The organism is Cryobacterium soli, from assembly GCF_003611035.1.
In the GTDB taxonomy this organism is placed as follows: domain Bacteria; phylum Actinomycetota; class Actinomycetes; order Actinomycetales; family Microbacteriaceae; genus Cryobacterium; species Cryobacterium soli.
The window spans coordinates 1,613,062-1,629,833 of sequence record NZ_CP030033.1; the positions used below are offsets into that span (position 1 = coordinate 1,613,062).

Annotated in this window: 14 protein-coding genes; 4 read left to right on the forward strand and 10 right to left on the reverse strand. The window is 70.1% G+C overall.

The window, feature by feature from the left end:
* Nucleotides 1-96: 96 nt before the first annotated feature.
* Nucleotides 97-1,590 carry a sensor histidine kinase gene (locus tag DOE79_RS07410; protein ID WP_066593230.1) on the reverse strand — a complete coding sequence of 498 codons (1,494 nt, stop codon included), beginning with the start codon at nucleotides 1,588-1,590 and terminating at the stop codon, nucleotides 97-99.
* A gap of 79 nt (nucleotides 1,591-1,669) precedes the next feature.
* Here DOE79_RS07410 and DOE79_RS07415 point away from each other — a divergent pair, with 79 nt between their 5' ends.
* The gene (locus DOE79_RS07415) at nucleotides 1,670-2,176 is read left to right on the forward strand and encodes an LpqB family beta-propeller domain-containing protein (protein ID WP_245977183.1); all 507 of its coding nucleotides are present in this window, start codon (nucleotides 1,670-1,672) and stop codon (nucleotides 2,174-2,176) included.
* Nucleotides 2,173-3,879 (forward strand): DUF5671 domain-containing protein, encoded by a 1,707-nt coding sequence (locus DOE79_RS07420; protein ID WP_245977184.1) that lies wholly within the window; start codon nucleotides 2,173-2,175, stop codon nucleotides 3,877-3,879. Before DOE79_RS07415 ends, DOE79_RS07420 begins: the two co-directional genes overlap by 4 nt.
* A gap of 62 nt (nucleotides 3,880-3,941) precedes the next feature.
* On the opposite strand, the gene DOE79_RS07425 is transcribed toward DOE79_RS07420, so the two are convergent.
* Together DOE79_RS07425 and DOE79_RS07430 are read right to left on the reverse strand one after the other, a co-directional pair.
* On the reverse strand, nucleotides 3,942-5,435 hold the full coding sequence (locus DOE79_RS07425; RefSeq protein ID WP_120337938.1) for a CpaE/TadZ family protein: 1,494 nt from the start codon (nucleotides 5,433-5,435) through the stop codon (nucleotides 3,942-3,944).
* Entirely contained in the window at nucleotides 5,432-6,088 is a 657-nt protein-coding gene (locus tag DOE79_RS07430) for a hypothetical protein (protein ID WP_120337939.1), read from the reverse strand. Before DOE79_RS07430 ends, DOE79_RS07425 begins: the two co-directional genes overlap by 4 nt.
* Nucleotides 6,089-6,339: 251 nt before the next feature.
* On the opposite strand from DOE79_RS07430, the gene DOE79_RS21140 reads away from it, so the two are divergent.
* Nucleotides 6,340-6,699: a helix-turn-helix domain-containing protein gene (locus tag DOE79_RS21140; RefSeq protein ID WP_120337940.1), complete on the forward strand. Its 360-nt coding sequence runs from the start codon at nucleotides 6,340-6,342 to the stop codon at nucleotides 6,697-6,699.
* Here the strand turns inward: DOE79_RS21140 and DOE79_RS07440 are convergent.
* Nucleotides 6,678-7,271, reverse strand: a complete 594-nt coding sequence (locus tag DOE79_RS07440) for a hypothetical protein (RefSeq protein ID WP_120337941.1) — start codon at nucleotides 7,269-7,271, stop codon at nucleotides 6,678-6,680. The two genes, DOE79_RS21140 and DOE79_RS07440, sit on opposite strands and share 22 nt — an antisense overlap.
* Nucleotides 7,272-7,478: 207 nt before the next feature.
* On the opposite strand from DOE79_RS07440, the gene DOE79_RS20790 reads away from it, so the two are divergent.
* On the forward strand, nucleotides 7,479-8,018 hold the full coding sequence (locus tag DOE79_RS20790) for an Rv3235 family protein (RefSeq protein ID WP_220094299.1): 540 nt from the start codon (nucleotides 7,479-7,481) through the stop codon (nucleotides 8,016-8,018).
* A 109-nt stretch (nucleotides 8,019-8,127) separates the two neighbouring features.
* Here DOE79_RS20790 and secA read toward each other — a convergent pair whose 3' ends face one another.
* The 6 genes from secA to mtrA form a co-directional block, all read right to left on the reverse strand.
* The gene (gene secA / locus DOE79_RS07450) at nucleotides 8,128-10,944 is read right to left on the reverse strand and encodes a preprotein translocase subunit SecA (protein WP_120337942.1); all 2,817 of its coding nucleotides are present in this window, start codon (nucleotides 10,942-10,944) and stop codon (nucleotides 8,128-8,130) included.
* A gap of 100 nt (nucleotides 10,945-11,044) precedes the next feature.
* Nucleotides 11,045-11,746, reverse strand: coding sequence for a ribosome hibernation-promoting factor, HPF/YfiA family (gene hpf, locus DOE79_RS07455; RefSeq protein WP_120337943.1), 702 nt, complete (start codon nucleotides 11,744-11,746; stop codon nucleotides 11,045-11,047).
* A gap of 99 nt (nucleotides 11,747-11,845) precedes the next feature.
* Complete coding sequence (locus tag DOE79_RS21020) at nucleotides 11,846-12,586, reverse strand: ComF family protein (protein WP_120337944.1); 741 nt, start codon at nucleotides 12,584-12,586, stop codon at nucleotides 11,846-11,848.
* Nucleotides 12,587-12,727: 141 nt separating this feature from the next.
* On the reverse strand, nucleotides 12,728-14,410 hold the full coding sequence (locus DOE79_RS07465; protein WP_162942645.1) for an LpqB family beta-propeller domain-containing protein: 1,683 nt from the start codon (nucleotides 14,408-14,410) through the stop codon (nucleotides 12,728-12,730).
* Complete coding sequence (gene mtrB / locus DOE79_RS07470; RefSeq protein ID WP_120340223.1) at nucleotides 14,403-16,046, reverse strand: MtrAB system histidine kinase MtrB; 1,644 nt, start codon at nucleotides 16,044-16,046, stop codon at nucleotides 14,403-14,405. Before mtrB ends, DOE79_RS07465 begins: the two co-directional genes overlap by 8 nt.
* Before the next feature lie 25 nt (nucleotides 16,047-16,071).
* A complete protein-coding gene (mtrA, locus tag DOE79_RS07475; RefSeq protein ID WP_066593182.1) occupies nucleotides 16,072-16,752 on the reverse strand; it encodes an MtrAB system response regulator MtrA in 681 nt (226 codons plus the stop codon).
* Between the last annotated feature and the right edge of the window lie 20 nt (nucleotides 16,753-16,772).

Here is a 16,772-nt window from a genome sequence, read left to right on the forward strand (position 1 = left end):
CGACGTCACGCTGACGAAGCGGGCGAGGAACGGGAATCCCGTTCCTCGCCCGCTTTTTTGTGCCTGCGTCACACGGTGCCCCCGGTGCCTAAGGCTTCAGTCGAATTCCATGAAGCGCAGCGGGATCTCGATGGTGACCTCTGTGCCGCTGCCCATCATGGTGTGCCAGTCGATCGATCCGCTGAGCTCGCCCTGGATGAGGGTGCGCACGATCTGGGTGCCGAGTCCCGACCCGACCTTGCCCTCCGGCAGTCCGGAGCCGTTGTCGCGCACGCGCACCGTGAGGGTCTCGAGGTCGCGCTCGGCCTCGATCGACACCTCGCCCTCCCGGCCGGCGAGGCCGTGCTCGACAGCGTTGGTCACGAGTTCAGTGAGCGCGAGCGCGAGCGGCGTCGCATAGGCGCTGGGCAGGATCCCGAAACTGCCGGACGACTTGGGGTGGGCCGTGGTGTTGTGCGCCGACGCCACCTCGGCGATGAGCAGCAGCACCCGGTCGAACACGGCGTCGAAGTCGACGTTCTGGCTGAGCCCGCTGGAGAGCGTGTCGTGCACGACGGCGATGGCCGCGACCCGGCGCATGGCCTGGTTGAGCGCCTCACGGGCGGTGTCCGAGTGGGTGCGGCGCGCCTGGATGCGCAACAGCGACGCCACGGTCTGCAGGTTGTTCTTCACCCGGTGGTGGATCTCCCGGATGGTCGCATCCTTGGTGATCAGTTCGCGCTCCTGGTGCCGGAGCTCGGAGACGTCGCGGGAGAGCACGATGGCGCCGATCCGCTCGCCGCGGTTGCGGATCGGGATCGCGCGCAGCGACACCGTCACCCCGCGGGCCTCGATGTCGGTGCGCCAGGGGGCCCGGCCGGTCACGACCAGCGGGAGGGACTCGTCGACGACGGCCTTGCCGCTGAGCAGGCTCGTGGTGACCTCGGCGAGGGACTCGCCCTCCAGCTCGTCGGCGAAGCCCATGCGGTTGAACGCGGACAGCGCGTTCGGGCTGGCGAAGGTGGTCACGCCGTCCAGGTCCAGCCGGATCAGGCCGTCCGAGGCGCGGGGTGCGCCGCGGCGCGGGCCGGTCGGGGCGCCCAGGTCGGGGAAGTCGCCGGAGGCGATCATCGCGAAGAGGTCGTTCGCGCAGTCGTTGAAGGTCAGCTCCTGGCGACCCGGCGTGCGGGTCTCGCTGAGATTGGTGTGCCGGGTGAGCACGGCGATGGGCTCGGGGGTGATCTCGGCGCCGCTGGAGCTGATGCGGCGGCGCACGGGGATGGCGCGCACCCGGGTGGGCGTCTCCTCGTACCAGTCCGGTGCGGTGGTATCGATGATCTTGGCGGTGTCGAAGGCTTCGGTGACCTGCTTGCGCCACTCGGCTTTGATCTCCTGGCCGACGAAGTCGCGGTAGAACAGTGTCGCGGCGCTGGACGGCCTGGCGTGGGCCACGGCGACGAAGCTGCCGCCCAAGGTCGGCACCCACACCACGATGTCGGCGAAGGCGAGGTCGGCCAGCAGCTGGCCGTCGGCGACGAGCATGTGCAACCAGTCGACGTCCTCCGCACTGTTGCGGCCCTGGGCAAGTACGAGATCACTGAGCGTCGACACAAGAACAGCCTACGGCCGCCCGGCGCCCGGCACGCACCGGATGCTGGCGCCACGGCACCGGATGCGCCATGCTTCGCTCATGAGCCCAGACGCCCCCTCCCCCGCTCTCGCCGATGAGCCGGCCCCGCCGGCTCGTCCCGACCCGGCCCTGCTGGTGGTGCTCGGCCTGATCGCCCTGCTTGTGTTGGTGGCACTCGTGGTGGTGTTCACCCGTGGTACGCCAGAGCTTCTGGACGCCGGAACGCCCGGCGGGGTGGTGCAGCGGTACGCGGCCGCCGCCGTGGAGGGTGATGAGGACACGGCGGCGCGGTACCTCACCAGCACCGCCCTGGCGAACTGCGACCGGTACTCCGAAGCCGGCACGAACGACATCCGCGTCACTTTTCTGGACTCCACCGAGCGCGTCTCGAGCGCCGACGTGCGGGTATCGATCGTCACGTTCTACGACGCCGGGCCGTTCGGCTCGTCGGAGTCCGAGTCGGAGGACGTCTTCGAGCTGGTCAGGGCGGACGACGGCTGGCTGATCGATGTCGTGCCGTGGCAGCTGATGGTGTGCCCGTCGACCGGCAGCGGAGACGGACTGTGACCGCGCCGGGCACCGCGCCGGCGGGCATCCCGCCGACGACGGCCGCCCCGCGGCCCTCCGCGGCGCCGGTGCTGCGCCGGGTGGTGGTGTACGGCATCCTCTTCGTCCTCGTGCTGCTCACGGCCGGGGGTCTCGCCGACCTGCTCGGCCGGTTGTTCGACGTGGTGACCGGCGCCACCGTCGTCGGCAGTGACACCGCGGGCCTGGCCGTGTCGCTGAGCTTCACCCTCGTCGGCGGACCGCTCGCCGCACTGCTGGGCTGGTTCGCCTGGCGGCGCCTGGCCGACCGGCCAGAACGGGAGTCGCTGGCCTGGGCCCTGTATGTGGTGGGCATGTGCACCGTGGCGCTCGTCGTGGCCAGCACCGCGCTGTTCTCGGCTCTGTCGGCGGCGGTGCGCGGTGACGGCGCCACTGGGGAGGCGGCCACGGGTCTGGTCTGGGCGGGCGTCTGGGCGGGGCACAGGTTCGTCCTGCGCCGGAGCATCCGTCGTCCCACCCGGCTCCCCGGCACCGCTGCGGTGTTGGGCGGAGTCGTCGGACTGCTGCTCGGGTCCGGCGGCGCGGTCTCAGCGCTCACGGTGCTCTTCGACACGGCGTTGGCCGGCACCACGGATGCGCCCATCGGCGTTCCCTGGTGGTGGGCCGCACTGCAATCGCTGGTCTGGGCGGCCGGCGGCGGCCTCGTCTGGTGGTGGCACTGGGGTCGCGAGGGTGGCCGTGCCGTGCGCACCGGCCTCGGCGCGGTCGCCCTCGTCGGGGTGGGCATCCTGGGCGGCTGCCTGCTGACCCTCGCGGGCGCGGGCACCACCCTGTTCGTGCTGCTCCGCGTGGCCGTGGACCGCACGGACCCGGTGCGCGTGCTGCTCGATCCGCTCGGTGCGGCGATCGCCGCCGCGCTCGTCGGCGGGCTCATCTGGGGCTACCACCGCGCCGTGGCGGCCCGACGCTCGGCGGCGGTGAGCGGCGCAGGGGTCCTGGTGACAAGCGGGGTGTCGCTCGTGGCCGCCGCATCCGGCATCGGCGTGATCGTGAACGCCCTGCTCGCCACCCTCACGACGGCCCTGGCCGCTTCCGACCCGCGCACGCTCCTCCTCGCCGGCCTCAGCTCGCTCGTGGTGGGCGGTCCGCTGTGGTGGTTCACCTGGCGACCGACCACGGCCGTGCTGCCGGAGCGACGCCGCAGCATCGGCCGCAGTGCGTACCTTGTCGTGGTGTTCGGAGTCAGCGCCGTCGTCGCGCTGGTCGCCCTGCTGGTGATCGGGTTCCGCCTCTTCGATTCGCTCCTGGCCGGCGAGGCCGGACTGCTCGACCGGCTCCGGGCGCCGCTGGGTTTGCTCGTGGCCACGGCTCTCGTGGCTGGGTACCACTTCAGCGTCTGGCGGGGCGACCGGGCCGCGATCGCGGCAGCCGCGCCGGCACCCGCCCCGACCCCGGCTGCGTCGCGCGGCCCCGTAACCGGCATCGGCGAGGTGGTGCTCATCATGGGCCCGGGTGCCGAACCGGTGCTGCGGCACCTGCGGCAGCTCACCGGCGCCACCGTGAGCTGGTGGCAGCGCGCCGACGGGGCCACCGTCCTGCCGGACCCGGCTCAGGTGACGAGCGCGCTCGACGGCGTGCACGGCGAGCGCGTGGTGCTGATCATGGGCGCGGACGGGTCGTTGAGCGTCATCCCGGTCGCGGGCCCTCACACGCACGCAGGCTGAGACCACCCGCGGCCGGCCCGCGCCGGTCAGGTCGCCGCTCAGGTCGCCTCTCAGGTCGCCTTTCAGGTCGCCGGCGCTGCGCGCCGCCAGGGCGCCGCACGGCGCCAGGGCCGCCGCGCCGGCGCGGCTTCGGGCCCGGTGAGCAGGTCCCGCTGCACGAAGCCGAGGATTCCGAGCCGGGCCGGTGACCGCGGGGCCGCGTCGCGCAGGGTGCGGCCGGTGAGCACCGCCGCATCCACCCCGGCCTGGTCATGCGGCACCAGCACCGCAGCCTCGATGCCGCCGAACCGGCGCAATGCGCTGCTCACCTGCCCGGCCGCCCCGAGGCCCACCGCGCTGGCGCGCACCCGGTTCATCACGACGTGCACCCGGTGGGTGCTGATGACCTCGGTCAGATCGCCCCAGACACGCAGGAACCTGGCCATGCCGACGGGGTCGGCGAGACCGCACGCCACGACCCGGTCGGCGATGCCCAGGGCGGCCAGGGTCGCTGCGTTCCGGCGCGGAGCGAACAGGTCGCTCGAGATCTCCTCGTCGCTCTCCAGGCTGAACCCGGTGTCGAGGACCACGTAGTCCGCCCAGCCGCGCAGTGTGGCGATGGTGCGGCTCACCCGCTCCGCCGAGAGCTCCGGCCACCGCGACGGCCGCCCGATACCGGTGAGCACCCGGAAGGCGCCGCGCGGCGAGTTGTAGCGGTGCGCGATCCGTTCGAACTCGGACCTGGTCAGCGCGTCGGCGCCCGCCAGCCTGCACGCGGCGGCGAAACCCGGCGCCTCGTCGAGCAGGCCGAGGCTCGGCGCGATCGACCCGCTGTAGGTGTCGACATCCGCCAGGACCACGGTGTGCCCGGCCGCCGCGATCTCGGCGGCGATATTGATCGCCAGAGTGGTGCGGCCCGGCGCGCCGGCCGGCCCCCAGACGGCGATCACGATGCCGGGACCCTCGAGCCCCGCGACCGGCTCCGCGGCGGCCCGGCCACTCGGCGCTGCTGTGCCCTGCTCGGGCCCGGGCACCGGCTGCCGCGCAGGTTTGGCTCGTCGGCCCGGCCCGGCCCGGCGCCCCCGGTGCCGGCCGGGCGGAGGGTCGTCCGGGCTCCCCGAGCTCCCCGAGCTTCCCGAGCTTCCCGAGCCGGTGGTGCGGCCGGGGACGACGTCCGGGGCACCATCGGCGTAGCCGCCACGGTCCGGCGGATCGTCGATCCGCAACGGGATCACCGCACCCATCGTGAGCACCCGTTCGATCTCCACCCAGTCCGCATCGGCCGCGACGACCTCGTGCAGCCCCAGGTCGGCGACGTACCGGCGGTCGTGGTCGGTGGCGGCCAGAGCGACGACCCTGATGCCGTTCGCGTCGCTCGCCGCCAACAGCTCAGCGGTCAGGGTGCCGGCCGAAGCCGCGACGATGAGGGCATCGGGGCCGTGCCTGTCGATCGCCGCCAGGAGCTCGGGTACGTTCGCCGGGCGGGCGACGATCACATGACCGTGGTCGATGATGTCGGGCAGCAGCCGGTCCTCGGTGTCGCGGTCGAGGGCGAGCGCCAGCAGCACCACCGTCATCCGCCGATCGGCGAGTTCACGGCCACGATCGAAATCGCGTCCTCGTTGGCAATGGCCTCCAGGACCTGGGCCACCTTGCCCTTGGGCACCAGCACCTCCACGCTGAGGCCCTCGCCAGACTGGATGAGGCCCGTCGGCTCCAGGATCCGCACGATGCTCGCCCGCCCCACCAGCACCGCCGGGGGCCCGAAGGACTCCCCCTCGGCCTCGCCGGCCGACCACACGTCCACCACCGACCCCGCGGCCAGTCCCGTCGACAGGCGTCCCCGCAGGTCCACGACCAGGCTCGTCATCGATTCGCCGGAGCGGGCGCCCACAGCGGACGTGGGCACCAGCTCCCCGGCGCCGATGGTGCGGGTCACGGTCAGGCCGTAGGCGGGGATCCGTGTTGGCGTGAGGTAGAGGGCGTCGCCGGCCCCCAGACGCACGCGAGTCTCGACGAGGTCGGCCACGTCGAGGCGGTCTCCGACGGTCAAGGGCTCTCGGGCGGCGTACACGGCGACGGTCCGGTCATTTCCGGCGACGACGGCGGCGACGCCCACAATCGACGCGATCACAAGGACCAGGCCGAGGGCGAACCTCGGGTCGACCCAGAACCGGGGCCGTGTCGAGGAGGCGGGCCGGCCCGCACCGCTCTCCGGTCGCGGCTTCACCGCCCCGCCCTGCCCGTCGGGTACCGCACCACTGCGTGATCCGACGCTGTGTGAGCCAACGCTGTGTGAGCCAACGCTGTGTGAGCCAACGCTGTGTGAGCCACCCCATCACCGCCCTGTCTCCCGACCGTTCGGGTCGAGATTCCCTGTGTGGTTACCATCGTGACCCACCGAGGGAGAACGCGTTGAAGTTATCCACAGCTCGGCGCCAGGCCGTGCGGGACAGCCCTGATCGACGGATAATCGTTCGCATGAGCGATCCCGTCTCCTCCGCGTCCGTCGGCAGATTCCTGACCCTCGCCGACACCGCAGAGATCCTGAACCTCTCCCTCGCCGCCGCCCTCGACCTGGTGCGCACGGGTGAGCTTCCGGCCATCCGAATCGGCGCAGCCGGCGCCTGGCGAGTGGAACGGGTGGTCCTCGAGTCGTACATCGAGGCGAAATACGAAGAGGCACGACGGATGTCGCTGTGGGAGCAATCCGACTTCGCGAATATCCCGGAGCTGTCCGGAGGCCGGATTCTGCGCCCCGGCGGTCCCGGGCCGTTGGACGGCGAGACCGGGCGCAGCGACGGTGATGCCGGCGGCGCTCAGTCCAACCGCACCAGCTGAATCTGCGGGATCGGCACGATCCGCAGCTGCTGCACTTCCGACGCCCGCCTGAGTGTGCCGGCCGCGTGCACGGCCACGTCGATGTGGTCGCGCCCGACCCTGTCGATGGTGCCGGTGACCTGACCCACCCCGGTCCGGATCTGCAGGCTTTTGCGCCGACGGCAGAGATCACGCAGCACGAAGGGCAGACCGATGCGGTCCACCATCCGGGCGGGCTCGTCGACGACCTCCGCGAGCGACGGCGCTACCTGGTCGGTGTGCAGCACGACGGCCGCGATGGCCCCGAACGGCAGGATGCACTGCGGGGTGCCGGCGCCGGCCTCGAGCAGGTCGGCGGCCAGCCAGTCCCGCCCGAAGACGGTGGGCCGGAGGGTGATCGTCTGCGCGCCCACCAGCACCACCTGCAGCACCCGGGAGCCCGTCGGGCCGTCACGCACCCCGGCGAGCCGCTGGCGCAGCCCGAGCCGGCCCAGTCGCAGGCGTTCCTCTTCCGCGCGCAGTTCGGCGTCCTCTGCGGTCAGCTCGTTCTCGAGCTGACCCTCGAGGTCGTCGAACAGGTTGTCCCAGCGCACACCACGACCGTAGTCGGCCGCTGCCCCGGACGTTGACGTTATCCACAGCCGGCAGAGAAGCCTAGACACGCGGGTTTACGGGTGGTTGAGTGTCGGCCAAGGCCTCGGGTTCCACGGGGGTCGATCCGGTGTTCCACTCGCACGACAGCGCCAGCAACGCCCTGTTCTCCTCGCCGACACCACGGATCCACGCATCTGGAGCAACCCATGAGCGATCCACTTGCCGGGCCCCAGCCCCGACCCACGCCGCAGGCCAACGCGCCCAACCGGCCCGACGCAGCACCCGGCACGGCCGGCGCACCTGCTGGTGCGCCGGCCGCCCCACCAGCCCGGCTCGGTGGCCACGAATCCGCCGAGGCCTTCCTCGACGACGACTTCTTCGGCCATCAGCCCAGCTCTCGCAGCACGCTGCCGGATCCGGAACCGTTGCTGGTCAACCTGACCCGGTGCGTGATCGAGGTTCTGGCTGGGGCGAGGGAGCTGGACCAACTGGCCCGCTGGGTGAGCGACGACGTCTACCGGCACCTGCTCAAGCGCGTGGTGCTCTCTGCCCGCGCGAGGGCGGTGAAGGGCCAGCGGGCTCAGCGTCCCGCCATCATGATCGGCCGGGTCACCATCAACGAGCCCAGAGACGGCATCATCGAGGCCGTGGTGATCGTGCACAGCAAGGTTCGGGTGCGAGCGGTGGCTGTGCGCCTCGAGGGGCTGGACAACCGCTGGCGGGCCAGCGCCATCAACGTGCTGTGACCCGGCGCCCGCAGCGAACGGGCCGCCAGGTGTTTCCCGGGCGGACAATTGTGCCCGGTGTGCTGGACGCAGTCGTCCGCACCGGGCACAATCCCCTCGACGGGAGCCGCTACTTCTTCTTGCCCTGCGCGCGTCGCTCGGTGCGGTTGTTGGCCGCCGGGGTGTCGCCCTCGGCGCGCTGGCCGAAGGCGCCGCGCTGGGGCGGGCCGGCGGGAGCGGCCTCGGCCGGTTCGGCAGGAGCGGATGCCACGGCGGCGCGGCGGGCGCGGTCCGTTGCAGCCTGCTGGATCTGGCCGCGCTGGTTGCGCACCTCGACTCCGCCGGAGTCGCTCGGAGCGGTGAAGCTCAGCTTCTCCTCCGCCGATTCGGCGGGGGGCGTGAGGCCCTTCGCTGCGACGACAGGGGCGTCGACGGCGCCGGCCGGCTGGGACACCTCGACCTCGAGGTTGAACAGGAAGCCGACGGTCTCCTCGCGGATCTGGCCCATCATCTGCTGGAACATGGCGAAGCCCTCGCGCTGGTACTCCACCAGCGGGTCGCGCTGCGCCATGGCGCGCAGGCCGATGCCGTCCTTGAGGTAGTCCATCTCGTAGAGGTGCTCGCGCCAGCGACGGTCGATGACCGACAGCACCACGCGGCGTTCGAGCTCGCGCATGGCCGGGGAGCCCAACGATTCCTCACGACGGGCGTAGGCGACCTTGGCGTCGGAGATGATCTCCCGGCGCATGAAGTCGCGGTTGATCTTGCCCTTGTTGCCCGCCTCTGCGATGACCTCGTCGATGGTCAGGCCCACCGGGTAGAGGGTCTTCAGCTCGGTCCACAGGGCGTCGAAGTCCCAGTCGTCGCCGTTGCCCTCGCCGGTGTGCACCTCGAGCACCTCGTCGATGACGTCTTCGAGGAAACGCTGGGTGCGCTCGTGCAGGTCGTCGCCCTCGAGGATGTGCCGGCGGTCACCGTAGATGGCTTCGCGCTGGCGGTTGAGGACGTCGTCGTACTTGAGCACGTTCTTGCGGATCTCGGCATTGCGACCCTCGACCTGTGACTGGGCGCTGCGGATGGCGCGGCTGACGACCTTGGACTCGATGGCCATGTCGTCGGGCACACCCTGGCGGCCCATCAGGCTCTCGGCGGCACCGGCGTTGAACAGGCGCATCAGGTCGTCGGTCAGCGAGAGGTAGAAACGGCTCTCACCCGGGTCGCCCTGACGGCCGCTGCGGCCGCGGAGCTGGTTGTCGATACGGCGGGATTCGTGGCGCTCGGTGCCGAGCACGTAGAGTCCGCCGGCGGCGATGACCTTCTCGGCTTCCTCGGAGACCTCGGCCTTGACGGCGGCGAAGACGTCGTCCCATTCCTTCTCGTACTCGTCGGGGGTCTCCACCGGGCTCAGGCCCTTGGCGTTCATCGCGGCGACGGCGAGGAACTCGGCGTTGCCGCCGAGCATCACGTCGGTTCCACGGCCGGCCATGTTGGTGGCGACGGTGACGGAGCCGAGGCGCCCGGCCTGGGCCACGATCGCGGCCTCGCGGGCGTGGTTCTTGGCGTTCAGGACCTCGTGGCGCACACCCTTCTTCGCCAGCAGGCGGGACAGGTATTCGCTCTTCTCGACGCTCGTGGTGCCGACCAGGACCGGCTGGCCCTTCTCGTGCCGTTCGACGATATCCTCGACGACCTGGCCGAACTTGGCTTCCTCGTTCTTGTAGATCAGGTCGGACTGGTCGATGCGCTGCATCGGCTTGTTGGTGGGGATCGCGACGACGCCGAGCTTGTAGGTGCTCATGAACTCGGCGGCTTCGGTCTCGGCTGTTCCGGTCATGCCGGAGATCTTGGAGTACAGCCGGAAGTAGTTCTGCAGGGTCACCGTGGCGAGCGTCTGGTTCTCCGCCTTGACGGCGACGCCTTCCTTGGCCTCGATGGCCTGGTGGATGCCCTCGTTGTAGCGGCGGCCCATCAGGATGCGGCCGGTGTGCTCGTCGACGATGAGCACTTCGCCGTTCATGACGACGTAGTCCTTGTCCTTCTTGAACAGGGCGTTGGCCTTGATGGCGTTGTTGAGGAACGAGATCAGCGGGGTGTTCGCGGACTCGTACAGGTTGTCGATGCCGAGGTAGTCCTCGACCTTCTCGATGCCGGGTTCGAGCACACCCACGGTGCGCTTCTTCTCGTCGACCTCGAAGTCCTCGTCGGCGACGAGGCGCTTGGCGAGGCTGGCGAACTCGGTGAACCAGCGGTTCGCCTCGCCCGACGCGGGGCCGGAGATGATCAGCGGGGTGCGGGCCTCGTCGATGAGGATCGAGTCCACCTCGTCGACGATGGCGAAGTAGTGGCCGCGCTGCACCATGTCGGTGGCCTGCCACGCCATGTTGTCGCGCAGGTAGTCGAAGCCGAACTCGTTGTTCGTGCCGTAGGTGATGTCACAGGCGTACTGCTCGCGGCGCACCGCGGGCGTCTGGCCGGAGACGATGCAGCCTGTGGTCATGCCGAGGGCGCGGAACACGCGGCCCATCAGCTCGCTCTGGTAGCTGGCGAGGTAGTCGTTGACCGTGATGACATGCACGCCGCGGCTGGTGATGGCGTTGAGGTACGCCGCCGTCGTGGCGACAAGGGTCTTGCCCTCACCGGTCTTCATCTCGGCGATGTTGCCGAGGTGCAGCGCCGCCCCGCCCATCAGCTGCACGTCGAAGTGACGCAGCCCCAGGGTGCGGGTGGAGGCTTCGCGCACGGCCGCGAACGCCTCGGGCAGCAAGTCATCCAGTGACTCGCCGCCCGAGTAACGCTCACGCAACTGCACGGTCTCGTTCTTCAACTCCTCATCGCTGAGGGTGCTGAAGTCATCTTCCAGCGCATTGATGGCCTTCGCATAGCTCTCGAGCCGGCGCAGAATGCGCCCCTCGCCAACACGAAGAACTTTTTCCAGGATTGAGGCCACGAATGCACTCCACTAGTCGTCACGGCGTGTGAACACGCCTGTCGTCCGGTCGGACGCACGTAGCGCCGACCTAGCCGGCAACTATAGCAATGCTAGTTGGTCAGGAGCTGGACTCGCTGGACGCCGTCGCCAGCACCCTGCCCTCTTCGGAGTTCGGGTCCAATTCGATGACGCCGTAGTCCCACCCCTTGCGGCGGTAGACCACGCTGGGCCGGTGCGTCTCGGCGTCCTGGAACAGGTAGAAGTCGTGTCCGACGAGTTCCATGAAGTAGAGGGCATCGTCGACGGTCATGGGAGCGGCCGAGAAGACCTTGCGGCGGATCACCACCGGGGAATACGCCTCTTCGACGTCCTCGGCGGCCGTCTCGTCCTGTACGACCGGGATCGCGCCGGTGCGCACACGCTCCAGGGTCTCCCCGTCGGCCGGGATGATGTCGATCACCGCGAAACCCGTCGCAGAGGCGTCGTGCAGCGACGTGGGGCGGTGTGCGCCGCCGCGGTGCACCTTCTTGCGGTCCTTCGCGCGGCGAACCCGTTCGAGCAACCGTCCGAGAGCGATGTCGAAGGCGGCGTACTTGTCGCCTCCCTCGGCCTCGGCCCGCACGATGGGGCCCTTGCCGATGAGGGTGAGTTCGACCCGGTCGTTACCGGCGGCACCGCTCTTCTCGGTGTGACGACTGACCTTGATTTCCAGGGCGAGGGCCTTCTCGGCGAGGCCGGCGATCTTCTCGGCCTTCTCCGTCGCATAATCCCGGAAGCGATCAGTGATCCCCAGGTTTCGTCCAACGATGTTAGTTTCCATGACGACCTCCAGATCTGGCGAACCGCCCCTGATCCGGGCGATTGGTACGCGCCTTTGGCCCTACCGTAGTCGTGCCGGCTGGATAAGTCACAGTATTTGTCAATCTGTTTCCGGTGAACTCTCGGTGACGGGATGATGCCGCCGTGTTTCCGCCACGGTCGCCGCGCCGATCACCTCCCCACCGGCGAGGAGGATGGCGCGCCGCGCGTCGAGCAGGGTGGCCCCGGTCGTGACGATGTCGTCCACGAGCAGCACCCGCTGCCCCGCGAGCCGCCGGGCGGCGACCAGCGCGCCGGTGCGGTTGTCCAGGCGCGCCTGCCGGCCGAGACCCACCTGGTCGGCGACCCGGCCGCCCGGCCGCAGCAACCGAAGGGGCCGGAGTCCGGCTCGTCGAAGGAGCAGGTCGACGGGGGCGAATCCCCGGGCCCGCCAGGCCCGGCGGGAGGACGGCACGCCCGCCAGCAGCACGCCCACCGGAGCCTCCGGCGGCCGCCCGGCCGCTCCCGGTGCGATGGGCGCGGCTGCGGCCGCCAGAGCCGCTCCCACGGCGGCGCGCAGGGCTCCGGCGAGCGCCGGGGCGGCGTCGGTGCGACCGCCGTCCTTGAAGGCAACCAGGACCCGGGCGGCCACATCGCGATACTCCAGGGCCGACCAGATCGTGAGGTCGTCGCGGCTGCACAGCGCCGGGGCGGGCCGGAGGGCGGCGGCGCAGGCGGCGCAGAGCGCCCGGTCCACCGCCCCGCAGCCGCTGCAGTCGGTGGGCATCAGCACCGCCCAGGCATCCAGGACCGCGGCCGGCGCGGCGGCGATCAGGGTGTTGACGGCCCGCGATGAGATCATCGCGCCAGCCTGGCCGCCGTGGCCGGGGCGGAGACGCTGCCGGCGGCATCCGTGCACGACCGGCGCCCGGCGGGCCCTGTGCAGGAGCGGGCAGAGCCGGCTCAGCAGACAGAGCCGGCTCAGCAGACAGGGCCGGCCGGGTCAGCCGCCGATGCCCTGCTGGGTGGCCACCAGGGTCACCCCGTCGATGCGTTCCTGCCAGCCGACGCCGCGCTGCACCAGCAGGGCGCCGTCGCTGGTCAGCGCGCGCAGGTCACGCAGCAGGTTGCTGCCCGTGATGCTGCTGATTCCCATCGACGATTCCAGAGGTACGCTCGTGCCGCCGATCTCGTGGGAGACCATGCGGTCTTCGCCGTCGGGCTGCACGCTGAGATACGCCACGGTGCTCTGGTCGATCCACGTCGCGTCCACCGGGGTCCCCGTGTCGGTCGCGAGCTGCACGGGATCGCCCAGTCCGACGGGTGCACCGTTCTCCCGCAGCACCGCGGCCACGACCAGGCGGGTCTGTCCCGCGGTGTTCAGCAGTGCGATCAACCGGGTGCCGTCCCTGGACACCCTGAGGGCAGCGATCGTCGACGCGTCCTGCCAGGGCGTCGGAACCGCCACAGCCACTCCCTGGGTGTTGTACACGAAGAGCTCATTGGGCCGGTCGCCGGGCACCGACCAGACGTACGCGGATCCGTCGATGGCCGGCGCGATCAGGTTCTGCCTCGGGTCGAGCAGTCTGGCGTCGTCGCCCACCCGGATGCCGTACACCCCGTCGTTCGTCAAGACGGCGGCCGCCGTCTGCGACGGCGAGAGGGTGACCGCGGTGGGCTGGAGGGCCGCGATGCCTTCGGACAGCCCCGGCAGGGCGGTGACGGTCTTGCCGGTTGCGGCCAGGAAACCGAATTCGCCGCCGCGCAGCACCAGCGCCCGCGCATCCACCCGCGGGTTGACCTCGGGCTCGTTGGCGCCGAGCGCGCCGATGTCCTGCGAGTTGCGGTTGATGGTGATGGTCACCGTGAGCCCGCTCGGCAGGCTCTGCTCGAGTTGGCGTTTCATCCGTTGCAGGGTGATCCGGTCGGCGTTGAGGGCCTCGCTGTTGAGGTCCACCTTCGCGTCCCTGGCCACCACGGTGACGGCGTCTGCGGTCAGGGCTGTGCCCTCGGGGAACGCGCTCGACACGGCTCCGGCGAGCCACTCGCTGGGGCCGCCGAGTACGCCGTTCACGATCTTGGTCGGTGTGGACGCGCCGCGCGGGAACCAGCGCACATCGGGCACCAGGAACAGGAAGTCCGGGTCGTAGAAGTACAGCGACTGGGCGCTGAAGACATCCTTGAAGGTGGTCTGGTCGAGCACCGTGCCGTTCGGGGCGGCACTGATCCGCCACTGCCCGTCGATCTGGGTGAACTCGTAGCGGAGCGGCACACTGGCCGGGAGGGCTTCCTCGTGGTACTCGCCGATGGCATTCACCTCGGCGACCGGGCGCACAGAGAACTGCATGGTGTGGTCGTCGACCGGGGTGATGCTGCGCCCGGAGAGGTCGTCGACGGTGACTCCGGTGTCGGATTTCCAGGAGTCGGCGAAGTCCGCGGTGAGGAACTCCCTGGCGATCTCGTAGTTGTTGTCCGGGCTGGTGCCCGCGGCGATGAATCCGGTGAGGATCTCCTCCATGCTGGCCCCGGCCTGGGGCCGGAACGGCAGGAACACCGGCGGTGGGTTCTCACCCGTAACGGCATCCTGGCCGGTCTGCACGGACCCGCTCCGGGGGATGCTCGAGCATCCGGTGAGCAGCACGGCCAACGCCGTGACGACGGCGAGAAGCCTGGTCGGGCTACGCATGGTGGTCTCTTCTCGGCTCGGCGTGCGGCGACACGAATCCGGGCGCGGCGGCATCCGCCGGCGGCAGGGGGTTCGGCGACACCTTGAGCGAACCGCTCTTCTGACGCGGCAGGGTCAACCGGAAACAGGAGCCGGCACCGGGGCTGGACCAGACCTGCAACCAGCCCCGATGGGCGGTCGCGTCCTCCAGGGAGATCGCCAGGCCCAGACCGGTGCCGCCGATGGTGCGTTTGCGGGACGGGTCGGCTCGCCAGAACCTGTCGAAGACGTGCAGGATCTCGGCCTGGGACATGCCCATGCCATAGTCGCGCACCGACAGGGCCACGGCCGACTCGTTGCTGTCCACCGACACCACGATGGGCTTGCCCTCACCGTGTTCGATGGCGTTGCCGATGAGGTTGTTGACGATCCGGCGCACCCGGCGCGGGTCGACCTCCGCGGCGAGATGCCCGCCCGGCGCGATCAGGCTGATCTCGCTGCCCTTGGACTCCCCGAGCGAGCGCATGCCGTCGATGACGTCTTCGGCGAGATGGACCAGATTGGTGGGTTCGGATTCCAGTTCGACGGAGCCGGCGTCGTACCGGCTGATCTCGAGCAGATCGGACAGCAGCAGCTCGAAACGTTCCACCTGTGTGTGCAGCAGCTCAGCGGTGCGTTCGGTGGCCGGCGGGAAGGTGGTGCGCTGGTCGTAGAGCAGGTCGCCGGCCAACCGGATCGTGGTCAGCGGTGTGCGTAGCTCGTGCGAGACGTCGGACACGAAGCGCTGTTGCACCTCGGACAGATCCGCCAGTTCCTTGATCTGGCTCTGCAGGCTGTCGGCCATGCCGTTGAACGACCGGGCCAGGGTGGCGATCACGTCCTCGCCCTTCTCGGGGATGCGCACGCCCAGATCCCCCGACGCCAGCTTCTGGCTGGTTTCGGCGGCTACCTGGATGGGGGTGACCACGAACCGCACGACGATCCAGGTGACCGCGCCGATCAGCAGGATCAGGGCTAGCCCGGCGCCGCCCAGGGTGCGCTGCACGAACAGGAGCGTCGATTCGGCGTCGGCCAGGCTGTAGCCGATGTAGAGCTCGTAGCGGCCGGCGACGGGAACCGTGATCTGGGAGCCCACGACGATGCCAGGGACCGAGGATCCATCGTCGGAGGACAGCGTCACGGATTGCCAGAACTGCCCGTCACCGTCCTGTTGCACGGCTTTGCGCAGTTCGGGGGCGATGACGGCCGTGGAGGTACCGAAGGTGGAGGAGTCCTGCGGTGCGATGGTCGAGGACTCCTGGCCGGGGACCCGGAACAGGGCCACGAGCCGGCTGGAGGACGCGGCAGAGATCGAGGTGCGCGCCGATTCCAGCAGCGTCTGCACCTGCACCCGGTCGACGGCGTCGGACGAGTCGAGGATACCCTGGGCCGCGGCCGTTGCCCGGTTCGAGTCCACCAGCACCTGGTTGAGCCGGGACTGGAAGAGGTCGTTGCCGACGCTGACGGACATGTAGACACCCACCAGCGCGATGGCCGCGCTGGCCGCCGCCACCGTGATGGCCACGGTGCGCCATTGCAGCGACCGCCGCCAGCCGCGGCGAAACCGTCGAATCGAACGCCGCCACGACCCCCACGAGCGCCAGTCGACCCTGTTCACGTCGAACCGCGCAGACACCGCAGACCTAGCCGGCCGCGCCGGCCCGGTAGCCGACACCACGCACGGTCATCACGATGCGCGGGTTGTCCGGATCGTCTTCGACCTTTGCGCGCAGCCGCTGCACGTGCACGTTCACCAGTCGGGTGTCAGCCTTGTAGTGGTAGCCCCACACCTGCTCGAGCAGCATCTCGCGGGTGAAGACCTGTTGCGGCTTGGAGGCCAGCGCCAGCAGCAGGTCGAACTCCAGCGGCGTGAGGTTGATGCTCTGGTCGCCGCGCTTGACCTCGTGGCCGGCGGCATCCACGATGAGGTCACCGATCTGCAGGCTCGCGGGCGCCTCGGCGGGAACGGGGCGCAGTCTGGTGCGGATCCGGGCGACCAGTTCCTTGGGGTTGAACGGCTTGACCATGTAGTCGTCTGCGCCGGATTCCAGGCCCTTGACCACATCCGTCGTATCGGACTTGGCCGTGAGCATGATGATGGGGGTACCGGATTCGGCGCGGATGAGCGTGCAGACCTCGATACCGTCCAGACCCGGCAGCATCAGGTCCAGCAGCACCAGATCGGGGGCGACGCTGTGGAACGCGTCCAGCGCCAGTGAGCCGTCCGCGCAGAAATGCGGCTCGAAGCCTTCACCCTGGAGCACGATGCCGATCATCTCAGCCAGTGCGGGGTCATCGTCGACAACCAAAATGCGTGAGTTCATACATCCGTTTTCCGCCCGGT

Excerpts from the sequence above, each read along its gene's own strand:
- DOE79_RS21140 (WP_120337940.1), top strand. The coding sequence starts at position 6,340 with ATGAGCGATCCCGTCTCCTCCGCGTCCGTCGGCAGATTCCTGACCCTC.
- DOE79_RS20790 (WP_220094299.1), top strand. The coding sequence starts at position 7,479 with ATGAGCGATCCACTTGCCGGGCCCCAGCCCCGACCCACGCCGCAGGCC.
- mtrA (WP_066593182.1), bottom strand. The coding sequence starts at position 16,752 with ATGAACTCACGCATTTTGGTTGTCGACGATGACCCCGCACTGGCTGAG.
- DOE79_RS07415 (WP_245977183.1), top strand. The coding sequence starts at position 1,670 with ATGAGCCCAGACGCCCCCTCCCCCGCTCTCGCCGATGAGCCGGCCCCG.
- DOE79_RS07465 (WP_162942645.1), bottom strand. The coding sequence starts at position 14,410 with ATGCGTAGCCCGACCAGGCTTCTCGCCGTCGTCACGGCGTTGGCCGTG.
- hpf (WP_120337943.1), bottom strand. The coding sequence starts at position 11,746 with ATGGAAACTAACATCGTTGGACGAAACCTGGGGATCACTGATCGCTTC.
- DOE79_RS21020 (WP_120337944.1), bottom strand. The coding sequence starts at position 12,586 with ATGATCTCATCGCGGGCCGTCAACACCCTGATCGCCGCCGCGCCGGCC.
- DOE79_RS07425 (WP_120337938.1), bottom strand. The coding sequence starts at position 5,435 with ATGACGGTGGTGCTGCTGGCGCTCGCCCTCGACCGCGACACCGAGGAC.